Origin of the sequence: Gaetbulibacter sp. M240 (assembly GCF_043876815.1) — a bacterium.
In the GTDB taxonomy this organism is placed as follows: Bacteria; Bacteroidota; Bacteroidia; order Flavobacteriales; family Flavobacteriaceae; genus Gaetbulibacter_A.
In genome coordinates, this window is sequence record NZ_JBAWKA010000002.1 from 402041 (window position 1) to 414470 (window position 12430).

Sequence of the window (12430 nt, forward strand, 5' to 3'; positions counted from 1 at the left end):
AAAAAATAATGAGCTTCAAGTTTTTTTTATTAATGTTTTGTAGTTTCTTATCTTTCAGCGCCTTAGCTCAAGATATAGATGATTCGGTACTTTTTACTATCGATTCAACTTCTGTAAAAGTTTCAGAATTTATTAGGGTTTATAAAAAGAATTTAAATCTTGTTCAGGATGATTCCCAAAAAGATGTAGATAATTATTTAGAATTATTTGTCGATTACAAATTAAAGATTCAAGAAGCCAAGGCAGAAGGTTTAGATCAGAAACCCGGATACCTTAGAGAGTTGGGGACATACACTGAACAGCTTGCAAAAAATTATATTACAGATTCTAAAGTAACCGATCCTTTGGTTGAAGAAGCTTATATCAGGGCTACTCAGGAAGTAAATGCAGATCATATTTTAGTCCGTCTTTCTGAAGATGCAAGTCCGCAGGACACTCTAGCAGCCTACAATAAAATAAATGCCTTTAGAGATAGAGCAGTAAAAGAAGGCTTTGAAACGGTCCGTGAAGCTGTTCACGACGGGAAAACGATCTTTGGTGAGAAATTGGGATATTTTTCTGGGTTTAAAATGGTTTATCCTTTTGAAACAGCAGCTTATAACACTGATTCAGGCACTATTTCTCAACCCTTCCGCACACAGTTTGGGTACCATATTGTAAGGGTTCTTGATAAGCGTCCTGCCCGCGGTAAAGCGACTGTGGCCCACATCATGTTACTTTCCAATGAAAATGATTCCTTGGCTGCTTCGCAAGAATTAAAGATCAATGATATTTACATAAAACTTAAAAATGGTGCATCTTTTGAAGATTTGGCAAAACAATATTCTGAGGATCGGAATACCGCAGCCAACGGTGGGGAATTATCGCCTTTCTCAAGCGGACAGCTGAATGTTCCGGTATTTGAAGATGCTGCTTTCGCACTCCAGGATCCGGGTGATTTCTCAGAGCCTGTCAAATCAAGATTTGGCTGGCATATTATAAAATTAATTCAAAAAGAACCTGTTCAATCTTTTGATAAAATGAAACCTGAACTCATCGAAAAAATTAAACGAGATGGGCGATCTAAACGTATTGATGAGGCTTTACATGCGAAGCTTCGAAAAATGTATGGAGTGTCTAATAATGAGGTAGCTGTAAATTATTTTTCAGGATTAATAACGCCCTCCAACAGCAAAAAGATCAAACTTCCGGAATCTTACGAAACTTCAAAGCCATTGTTTACTCTTGGTGATAGAACTTACACCTATCGGGATTTTGGGATGTATTTAGAAACTTATGGCCTTATTTCTGAAAATAATCCGAACGTCAAGCCTGTAGTACAAGAACTCTACAACAAATTTCTGAATACCACATTAGTGAGCTATCACAAATCGAATTTAGTAAATATTAATCCTGAATATGCCAATATATTACAGGAATATAAGGATGGTTTGTTATTGTTCGATTTAATGGATTCAAAAATTTGGAAGCTTTCAAAGTCTGATTCAACCGAAATGAAAGCCTATTATAAAAATCATTTAGACAAGTATAAAACACCGGAACAGATTGATGCCGTTGTGGCGCTATCATCAGATCAAAAAACGCTTAAAAAAGCAGGAAAATTATTAGGTTCCGGTATGGACCTCGAAGATATAAAAGCTTTGGTGAAAAATCCAAATACTCCAGATGTTGAATTCAAATCGGGTTTATTTACTTTGAATGATTCAGTATTACCTAAAAACTTGAAGATTAAAATTGGTATATCAAAAGTTTTTAAACAAAACGATTCTTTTATTTTAGTACAAATAAAAGAAGTGATACCGGAAACGCAAAAACCGCTTGAAAGTATTCGGGGTCTGGTTCAAAGTGATTACCAAGCCTTGAAGGAAAAACAATGGTTGGAAGCCTTGGATAAAAAGTATAAAGTAACTATTAATAAGGATGTTTTAGAAGCTATTAAAACTCAATTACAAGCACAATAAATGCGTTATCAATCAATCATTTTAGGCTGTTCTGTTTTGCTTATGGTATCCTCTTGTCAGTTCTTTAGAAAGGATATAGATGAGAAACCAATTGCTCGGGTAAATGATTCCTATTTATATGAAAGTGATATCAAAGATTTGGTATCTGATGCTATTTCAAAAGACGATAGTACCTTAAGAGTGCAGAATTTTATTACCAAGTGGGCTACAAAACGTTTATTATTGGATGGTGCTTTAATTAATCTGAGCGAGGATACGCAGGAAAGTTTTAATAAACTTGTAGAACAATACAAAACCGATTTATATACGAAGGCCTACATAGAGGCTTTGGTTAAAAAAAATATTGATACCACCATTGCCTCGGAGGCTATGATGGATTACTATGAAACCAATAAGGAGGCTTTCAAATTAAATGAACCTTTAATAAAATTCAGATATGTTCATGTTAATGAAGAAATGAATAATTACACGGCGATTGAAAAGATGTTCAAACGCTTCAATTCTGAAGATAAAAGCACTTTGGATTCGCTCTCGATTCAATTCAAATCATATTCACTAAATGATTCCATTTGGATCAAGGTCAGTCAGGCTATTGAAAAAATTCCTGCGATCACAATTGAAAACAAAGATCAACTGTTAAAAAAATCTAATTTTATACAGCTCAAAGATTCATTAGGAGTATATTTGATGCAAATTAATGATGTTTTATTGAGGAACGATACGGCGCCGCTGGAATACGTTAAACCCACCATCAGGCAGATCGTAATAAACAAACGAAAACTAGAATTGATAAAACAATTAGAAAAGGATATTACTAAGGATGCAATTAAAAACAAACAATTTGAAATTTATTATTAAACTTAAATACTTGACATTATTTGGTCTTATGGTTGCAGGCGTGCAATTAGGCTTGGCTCAAGAGATTATTGAGGAAAACCCTACTACTGTGGCTGATTCTATGGCTACAGAAGTGACCAAGGTAAAAGACTCTACAGAAGTTTTTAAACCTGAAAAAGTAGATGGTGTCGCTGCAGTTGTTGGAGATTATATTGTATTGGATTCTGATGTTCAAAGGACCTTTAGGCAATTGGAAGCTCAGGGTGTAAATACGAAGGATATTACTCGCTGTCAGTTATTCGGTAAGTTATTGGAAGACAAGTTGTATGCGCATCAAGCCGTTCAGGATAGTATTATTGTGTCTGATGCTGAAATTCGTAGTAAGATTAATTATCAAATTGAACAATTCTTGCAACAAGTTGATGGTTCGATGGAGCGTCTTTTAAAGCTATATGGAAAATCGGATGAACAATCATTGCGAGATGAAATGTTCGAGATCAATAAAAGTAATGAACTATCCGCCAAGGAGCAGGAAAAGATTATACAAGATCTTGAGATCACACCAGAGGAAGTTCGTATATTCTTTAATAAAATCCCGGAAGATGAACGCCCTACCTTTGGTACGGAGTTAAAAGTGGCTCAAATTGTGACTATCCCTAAAGTTTCTGAAGAAGAGAAACAGCGTGTTATTAATCGGTTAAAAACATTCAGAGAAGATATTATCGAAAATGGATCAAGTTTCCGATCAAAAGCCGTTCTATATTCGGAAGATCCTGGATCTGCCAGTAGAGGCGGACGGTATACACTGGATAAGAAAATACCGCGAATGGCCAAGGAATTCCGTCAGGTTGCTTTTTCCTTGCAGGAAGGTGAGGTCTCAGATCCTTTTGAAACAGAGTTTGGCCATCACATTTTAACCGTGGATAAAATTAGAGGTCAGGAATACGATGTTAGTCATATTTTGCTTATCCCAAAAGTATCTCAGGAAGCCACTGATGAGGCTAAAGAGCGTTTGGAGAAAATCAGAAAGCGTATTGTAGATCGTGATATTTCATTTGCCGATGCTGCCAAAGAAGCTAGCGATGAAAAAGAAACGCGCGCTGATGGAGGTCAACTTATTAACCCCCAAACTCAGGATTACAATTTTGAATTAACCCGAATGGACACAGAATTGTATTCTCAGATCCAGGGATTGAAGGACGGTGAAGTAAGTTTGATCCAAAAAGAAGAAGACCGTACCGGTAAGGTGAAATTTAAAATTTTGATGGTTACTGATAGGATTGATGAGCATAAAGCAGACTTTGCCCGCGATTATCTTAAAATAAAGGATTTAGCACTTGAAGAGAAAAAACTTAAAGCCATTGAGGAGTGGCAAAAAGAAAAAATTCAGGATACTTATATTAAGATCAATGGAGAGTATCGTGATTGCCAATTCTCCAGTAACTGGTTAAAAAAATAAGCATGTCGGACGTTGCAGCCATTAAACAACTCGTAAATCAATATCAGGATTTAAAAAAAGAAATAGCCAAAGTCATTATTGGTCAGGATGAGGTGGTAAATCAAATTCTGATATCCATATTTTCGGGAGGCCATTCCTTATTGATTGGAGTTCCTGGACTAGCCAAAACTTTAATGGTAAATACTATTGCACAGGCCTTGGGACTGGATTTTAAAAGGATCCAATTCACCCCCGATCTCATGCCAAGCGATATTTTAGGGAGTGAAGTTTTAGATGAGAACCGCCACTTCAAATTTATCAAGGGGCCAATCTTCGCTAATATCATTTTAGCTGATGAGATCAATAGAACACCTCCAAAAACTCAAGCTGCCTTATTAGAGGCGATGCAGGAACGTGCCGTTACTGTAGCCGGACACCACTATAAATTAAATTTACCCTATTTTGTGTTAGCTACCCAAAATCCCATTGAGCAGGAAGGGACTTATCCTTTACCTGAAGCTCAATTAGACCGTTTTATGTTCGCGATAAATCTGGAATACCCATCTTTTGAAGAAGAAGTTGAAGTTGTGAAAGCCACTACAAACGATATTCAGACCAAAGTTAATCCGCTATTTACATCGCAACAGATCATCGATTTTCAACATCTGATCAGACGTATTCCTGTGCCTGATAATGTGGTGGAATATGCGGTGTCTATTGTTGGTAAAACACGACCTGACAGTCAGGCTGCCAGTGATCTGGTAAAAACCTATGTCGATTGGGGTGCAGGCCCGAGGGCTTCTCAAAATCTTATTTTAGCAGCCAAGACTTACGCTGCAACTCGCGGAAAATTTTCACCGGATATAGAAGATGTCCAGGCGGTAGCTCAGAGTATTTTGAGACATCGAATTATCAAAAACTACAAAGCTGAGGCGGAAGGCATTACTGAGAATCAGATCATTCAAAGTCTATTTTAATTTTTTCAAATTTTCAGCTCATTTTAAAGTATTTCTTTAAGTATATTGAAAGCTAATACCGATATAATAAATTAATATCTTTTCTAGGGATATTATGGGTATTAATTTTACATCTTTGTTTATATTTCGTAATTTTGCGAAACCTTTGAATAACCTTTAAAATCAAACTATATGGCATTTGACATCGACATGATAAAGGATGTTTATTCCAAAATGGCGGAGCGTGTAGACAAGGCTCGTGATATTGTGGGTAAACCCCTTACTCTTTCAGAAAAAATATTATACTCACACTTATGGGATGGAAATCCAACGACGGCTTTTGAACGTGGGAAGGACTATGTGGAATTTGCACCCGACCGTATTGCTTGTCAGGATGCAACAGCACAAATGGCTTTATTGCAGTTTATGCAGGCCGGTAAGCCTAAGGTGGCGGTACCAACAACGGTACATTGTGACCACTTAATTCAAGCCAAAGATGGTGCAGCAAACGATTTAAAACATGCCAACGACGTAAGTAGTGAAGTTTTTGATTTCCTGGAGTCTGTTTCAAATAAATATGGTATTGGTTTCTGGAAACCGGGAGCTGGAATTATACATCAGGTGGTTTTAGAAAATTATGCTTTCCCGGGTGGGATGATGATTGGTACCGATTCGCATACGGTAAATGCCGGTGGACTAGGAATGGTCGCTATTGGTGTTGGTGGTGCGGATGCCGTTGACGTGATGGCCGGTATGGCTTGGGAATTAAAGTTCCCAAAGTTAATTGGTGTACGGTTAACCGGGAAATTATCAGGCTGGACGGCACCGAAAGATGTTATTCTAAAAGTTGCTGAGATACTTACAGTTAAAGGAGGAACAGGGGCTATAGTAGAATATTTTGGACCTGGTGCTTTATCGATGTCCTGTACCGGTAAAGGCACCATTTGTAACATGGGCGCAGAGATCGGTGCGACAACATCTACGTTTGGTTACGATGATTCTATGGAACGTTATTTGCGAGCTACGGAGCGTGAAGAAGTAGCTGATGAAGCAAATGAGATTCGTTCGTATTTAACAGCTGATGATGAGGTTTATGCGAATCCGGAAGCTTATTTTGATCAAGTTATTGACATTAATTTATCTGAATTGAAACCGATGTTGAATGGGCCGTTTACACCTGACTTGTCAACAGAAGTTGGATCGGATATGACTGAAAAGGCAAACAAAAATGATTGGCCTATAAAAGTAGAATGGGGATTGATAGGATCTTGTACAAACTCTTCGTATGAGGATTTGTCGCGAGCTGCTTCTATTGCACAACAGGCTCTAGATAAAAATTTAAAAACGAAATCTGAGTTCGGTATCAACCCGGGATCGGAAAAAGTACGTTACACCACGGAGCGTGATGGTATTTTAGAAGTCTTTGAAAAACTGGATGCTAAAATATTCACAAACGCTTGTGGACCTTGTATCGGGCAGTGGGCACGTTATAGCGATCCTAAAAACGCTCCGAAGAACAGTATCGTGCATTCGTTTAACCGAAATTTCGCAAAACGTGCTGATGGAAACCCAAATACGCACGCCTTTGTAGCTTCTCCCGAGATCGTTGCGGCAATCGCAATCGCGGGTCGTTTAGATTTCAATCCGATGACGGATACATTAATTAATGAAGACGGTCAGGAAGTGCGGTTGGAAGAACCAACAGGATGGGAATTACCGCCTAAAGGATTTGAAGTTAAAGATAATGGATATATAGAACCTAGAGAAGATGGGAGTAGTGTAGAAGTAAAAGTGGCTAAAGATTCTGAACGTTTACAATTGCTCACTCCCTTTGAACCCATTGGTGATACCATTGAAGGCGCTAAATTATTGATTAAAGCCTTTGGAAAATGTACTACAGATCACATCTCTATGGCGGGACCGTGGTTACGCTTCAGAGGGCATTTAGATAACATAGCCAACAACACCTTGATTGGCGCTGTGAATGCCTATAATAAAAAGACAAACTTTGTGAAAAACCAGCTTACTGGCGATTATGGTGGTGTTCCGGATGTACAACGTGAATACAAAGAGGCCGGTATAAAAACGGTTGTTGTTGGGGATCATAACTATGGAGAAGGGTCTTCTCGTGAGCATGCTGCTATGCAGCCAAGACACCTTGGTGTTGCTGCTGTGATCGTAAAATCATTTGCCCGTATTCATGAAACGAATCTGAAGAAACAAGGTATGTTAGCCTTAACTTTTGCCAATGAAAATGATTACGATCTTATTCAGGAAGATGATACATTTAACTTTTTAGATTTAAATGAATTCGCACCTGATAAACCTTTGACCGTAGAAGTGGTTCATAGTGATGGTTCTAAAGATGTTATTAAATTAGACCATACTTATAACAATGCACAAATTAATTGGTACAATGAGGGATCTGCCCTTAATTTAATTAAGATACAAAACGCCTAATTTTAGGAGAGAATGATATCAAAAAATCCAGCTTGTTTGCTGGATTTTTTGTTTCCATTCGGCACAACATTTTAAGTAATAATTGTACATTTAACAAAACACCACAATATGAATTCCAGACAAGATCAATTAAAAGCATTCGATCGGTTGTTAACCATTATGGATGAGCTAAGAGCTCAATGTCCTTGGGATAAGAAGCAAACCATGGAATCTTTACGCCATTTAACCATTGAAGAGACCTATGAACTAGGAGACGCTATTCTCGATAATGATCTGGAAGAGGTTAAAAAAGAACTGGGAGATGTTCTCTTACATATTGTATTCTATTCAAAAATCGGGAGTGAGACCAATGATTTTGATATCGCCGATGTTTGTCATAGTATTTGCGATAAGCTAGTTGCCAGACATCCACATATATATAGTGATGTAAAGGTTGAAAACGAAGAGGACGTAAAGCGAAATTGGGAAAACTTGAAGCTTAAAGAAGGTAAAAAAAGTGTTTTGGAGGGAGTACCTCGAAGCTTACCTGCGCTCGTTAAAGCTAATCGTATACAGGAAAAAGTAGCCGGAGTGGGTTTTGACTGGGAAGCTCCAAATCAGGTTTGGGAAAAAGTAGAGGAGGAGTTACACGAATTTAAATCTGAAGTAGATTCATTAGATCAGGACGCTATCGAAAATGAATTTGGTGATGTCCTTTTTTCTTTGATCAATTATGCCAGGTTTTTAAATATTAATCCAGAGAACGCGCTGGAACGCACCAACAAAAAATTCTCAAAACGATTTCAATATCTAGAGGCGAAAGCACAAAGTTTGAACAAGCCTTTAAAGGATATGACTCTGGCAGAAATGGACGTGTTTTGGGAAGAAGCCAAAAAAATATAAGGGTTTTCCTATACGATTTTGTAATTATCTTAACATCTGTAACTTGCGATTAGCGGTTTCTTTCTGTACCTTTGCAAAATGGAAACGAACTCGGGTGTGATCCAAAATCATAGAATCTTCAGCTTTAATTTTTTAGTATTTAGAAACCAATCTAAAAAATTCATACCACCTTCAGTATAAAATTGTTCTCTATTCCCATTTCTCTTAGTGCCTTATATTTTTTCGAGATATAAGGACTTCAATAGAAACTGTTGATTTTAGCTAAATTCTATTTGTAAGAAATTACATATTAAAATTAATATTAACCCACCACATGACGATTAAAACATTTGATGCTTTTACCAGATTATCCATGATGGATATAAGCCGGGTCACCAACTTTTTACATGCCAATATGGGCGAGTTTAAAGATAATAAAAGTGCGATTCGAAAATCCATCTTGTATGCAGCCAAAGAAATGCCCGGTCTTGGCGGTTACGTATTTGTAATGGAAGATAAAGCAGAGATCGTTGGAGCTGTAGTAGTAAATAGAACAGGTATGAACGAATACCTCTCGGAGAATATCTTAGTCTATCTCGCAGTGAAAAAAAGTTTTAGGCAAAAGGGAATAGCGAAAAAATTAATAAAACATACCGTACGATATTGCAAGGGTGATATTGCTATACATATAAGTATAAAAGATCCGGTTATAAAATTATTTGAAAAGCAAGGATTCAAATCCAGAAATATCGAAATGCGCTTAGAACGATAACCAAATCAATAAATTAAATTAATTAAAAACATCAAGATACCATGAAACTGATTTCAGTAAGACGAAAAACTATAGTAGAAAAAAGACACACCATTCGTATGGGCGAATTAACGACTAAGGTAACGTACATAAAAAAATACCTTTTTGGAATGCCTTATAAAACACTTCACAAATATCGTGAAACGTACTATGGTGAGATTAAAGACAGTAAAGACTGTATGTTATTTGTTTAATGTCGAAAACCGACAGAACTTCATTAATCTATAAAAACCAATAAATGAAAGTATTAGTAATAGGTGCCGGTAATATGGGCCTTACATACGCTGAAGGCATGTCTAAATCAAAACTCCTTAAAAAAAGGAATATTATGGTTTTGGACAAATCTGAAGAAAAACTAGAAGAACTAAATCAATTATCTCATTTTGATGCTTACAAAGAGCTTGATGAGTGTGTACCACAGGCCGATATTATTTTTGTAGCCGTAAAACCTTACCACGCCGAGGGTGTTTTTAAAGCCATTAGAACATTGGTTAAGCCGGAGCAAATTATCATCTCGATTATGGCTGGTATAACCATTGCCAGTATTAGAGACATTACCGGATTAAAGAAAGTGGTACGTGCCATGCCTAATTTACCAGCCCAGATTGGTAAAGGACTAACCTCATATGTGACATCTGCTGAAGTGTCCCGAGTTGAAATGCTTACTGTGGAAAGTCTTTTAGACACTACAGGTAAATCAGTACGCGTTTCTAATGAGAAATTAATTGATGCCTCAACCGGAATTTCCGGAAGTGGTCCGGCTTACGTATTTTACTTTATGCAAAGTATGATGGAAGCCGCGCTACAAATGGGCTTTTCAAAAAATGATTCTACCGTTTTGGTAAGTCAGACCTTTACAGGTGCTGTAGAATTGTTCAATCAAAATAATCTATCCCCAGATTCCTGGATGGATAAGGTGGCCTCTAAAGGAGGGACTACGCGAGCTGCGCTCGATTCTATGCAGGATAATAATGTAAACGAATTAATAAAAGATGCTGCTTTTGCTGCCTTTAATCGGGCAGTGGAATTAGGAAAAGAATACTAAAAATGTCAAAACAAAGAATAGTTATCAAGGTTGGTACCAATGTAATGACCAACAAAGATAACCGCATAGTGCGACCGGTTTTAAGAAGATTGGTGAAACAAATTGCAGAATTGTATGAACGTGATATCATCACTATTTTGGTGTCATCAGGTTCCGTAATCGCAGGAAAAGAAGTCCTCGGAAAATCAAAGATAAAAGATAGAACACAACGCCGCCAGGTGTATTCGGCTATTGGTCAACCTCGTATGATGCGTTTGTACTACAATATTTTCCATGATTATGGAATGAAATGTGCGCAGGTGTTACCCACTAAACGGGATTTTAGCCCGGGATTGCACCGACAAAATATGATTAATTGTTGTGAAGGTTTATTATCAGAAGGCGTGATACCTATTGCGAATGAAGATGATGCTGTTTCAGTAACCATGTCTATGTTTTCGGATAATGATGAGCTAGCGAGTTTAATAGCGCAATTATTGGATGCAGATAAATTGATTATTCTAACGGATATTGATGGAGTATATACCGGTCACCCGGAAGATGCGGGTAGTAATCTGATCAAAAATGTTAGTCCTGGAGACGATCTGGATAAATTTATTAAAGATAATAATAAGGCCGAAGAAGAAGGTCGTGGTGGAATGGGATCAAAATTAGATTATGCGCAACAGGCTGCTGCTCAAAATATCCCGACGTTTATTGCTAATGGAAAGAAGGATAACACGATTATTGATATTATAGATGGTAAAGCTACAGGAACTAAAGTATCACTTTAAAACTAAGAAGAAACATGAAATTATTACCAGAAGATAAAAAGAATACCGTATTAGAATCTATGATTAGCCTTATTCAAACAAATGAAAAGGATATTCTAGACGCTAATAAAAAAGATATAGAAGCTTTTAACCGTGATGATCAAGCCATGTATGACCGCTTAATTCTAAACGAAAAAAAGGTTAAAGGTATGATTAAAGCCATTGAGGATGTTAGGGTTCAGGACGATCCCGTGAACAAAGTCATTAGTCAAAATGAATTGAGCAGTGGCTTGAAGGTAGTCAATAAAACAGCGCCTTTCGGAACTATTATGATCATTTATGAATCTAGACCTGATGTTACCGTTGAAGCTACGGTATTGGCTTTTAAAGCCAATAATAAAATCCTATTAAAGGGAGGAAAAGAGGCTGTACACAGCAATAAGGCCATTGTAAAATTATGGCACAAGGCACTTGAGGAAAATGGATTGAGTACCGAGTATATCCAAATGCTTGAAATGAATCGTACTGAAACACAAGAATTTCTTAAGAACCCTACCGAACAACTTGATTTAATTGTTCCGCGTGGTGGTGAACGGCTTATTAAATTTGTAAAAGATCACGCCGAATGTGCTGTTCTCGTTAGTGGTCGGGGTAACAATTTCCTGTATATAGATGAAAATACCGATTGGAAAAAAACCATCGATGTTATTTTAAATGCTAAAACTGATAAAATTTCAGCATGCAATGCATTGGATAAAATCTTGATCAACAAAAATATTCCGGATTATGTTTCGAAACTTCAGGATCTAAATAAGGTTCTGAAAACAAACGGTGTAAAGGTTCTTGTTGATAAAACGACTCACGAAACTCTTGAAGCTGAAGAATTGATTAAAGATCGTTCTATTTGGTTTGAAGAGTTCCTGGAAATGAAATGTTGTATTGGTACTGTTGATTCGATGGATGTGGCTGTAGAAATGATCAATACTTTTTCTGGAGGACACTCGGCAACGATTATGACCTCAAATAACGAACACGCGGGAATCTTTATGGACCAGGTGGATTGTGCTGCTGTGTATCACAACGCATCAACACGCTTTACAGATGGTGGACAAATTGGTGCTGGAGCCGAATTGGCTATAAGTACAGATAAATTGCACCATAGAGGTCCTTTGGGCTTAAAACAATTAGTGACTAATAAATATTATGTTTATGGTGATGGTCACGTAAGAGTGTGATCGCCAAATTAAAATGATAATATTAAAAAACGCCTTGTGATTAGCAAGGCGTTTTTTATTCTTTAATACGTCGA

The 12430-nt window shown here is 37.1% G+C and carries 11 protein-coding genes; all 11 read left to right on the forward strand.

The genetic code is table 11. The features are described 5' to 3' along the window. Positions 1-8: 8 nt before the first annotated feature. The gene (locus V8G61_RS07340; protein ID WP_394874870.1) at positions 9-1961 is read left to right on the forward strand and encodes a peptidylprolyl isomerase; all 1953 of its coding nucleotides are present in this window, start codon (positions 9-11) and stop codon (positions 1959-1961) included. Continuing rightward, positions 1962-2819: a peptidyl-prolyl cis-trans isomerase gene (locus V8G61_RS07345; RefSeq protein ID WP_394874871.1), complete on the forward strand. Its 858-nt coding sequence runs from the start codon at positions 1962-1964 to the stop codon at positions 2817-2819. Continuing rightward, positions 2782-4257, forward strand: coding sequence for a peptidylprolyl isomerase (locus V8G61_RS07350; protein WP_394874872.1), 1476 nt, complete (start codon positions 2782-2784; stop codon positions 4255-4257). The genes V8G61_RS07345 and V8G61_RS07350 overlap by 38 nt, the downstream gene beginning before the upstream one ends. Before the next feature lie 2 nt (positions 4258-4259). After that, a complete protein-coding gene (locus tag V8G61_RS07355) occupies positions 4260-5213 on the forward strand; it encodes an AAA family ATPase (protein WP_394874873.1) in 954 nt (317 codons plus the stop codon). A gap of 171 nt (positions 5214-5384) precedes the next feature. Further along, on the forward strand, positions 5385-7652 hold the full coding sequence (locus V8G61_RS07360) for an aconitate hydratase (RefSeq protein WP_394874874.1): 2268 nt from the start codon (positions 5385-5387) through the stop codon (positions 7650-7652). Positions 7653-7760: 108 nt separating this feature from the next. Beyond that, the gene (mazG, locus tag V8G61_RS07365; RefSeq protein WP_394874875.1) at positions 7761-8534 is read left to right on the forward strand and encodes a nucleoside triphosphate pyrophosphohydrolase; all 774 of its coding nucleotides are present in this window, start codon (positions 7761-7763) and stop codon (positions 8532-8534) included. A 313-nt stretch (positions 8535-8847) separates the two neighbouring features. Next, entirely contained in the window at positions 8848-9285 is a 438-nt protein-coding gene (locus V8G61_RS07370) for a GNAT family N-acetyltransferase (protein ID WP_394874876.1), read from the forward strand. A 41-nt stretch (positions 9286-9326) separates the two neighbouring features. Continuing rightward, positions 9327-9518 carry a hypothetical protein gene (locus V8G61_RS07375; protein WP_394874877.1) on the forward strand — a complete coding sequence of 64 codons (192 nt, stop codon included), beginning with the start codon at positions 9327-9329 and terminating at the stop codon, positions 9516-9518. 44 nt (positions 9519-9562) lie between these two features. Continuing rightward, positions 9563-10369 (forward strand): pyrroline-5-carboxylate reductase, encoded by an 807-nt coding sequence (gene proC, locus V8G61_RS07380; RefSeq protein ID WP_394874878.1) that lies wholly within the window; start codon positions 9563-9565, stop codon positions 10367-10369. A gap of 2 nt (positions 10370-10371) precedes the next feature. Continuing rightward, complete coding sequence (gene proB, locus V8G61_RS07385) at positions 10372-11142, forward strand: glutamate 5-kinase (protein ID WP_394874879.1); 771 nt, start codon at positions 10372-10374, stop codon at positions 11140-11142. Positions 11143-11156: 14 nt separating this feature from the next. Further along, positions 11157-12356: a glutamate-5-semialdehyde dehydrogenase gene (locus V8G61_RS07390; protein ID WP_394874880.1), complete on the forward strand. Its 1200-nt coding sequence runs from the start codon at positions 11157-11159 to the stop codon at positions 12354-12356. Positions 12357-12430 lie beyond the last annotated feature (74 nt).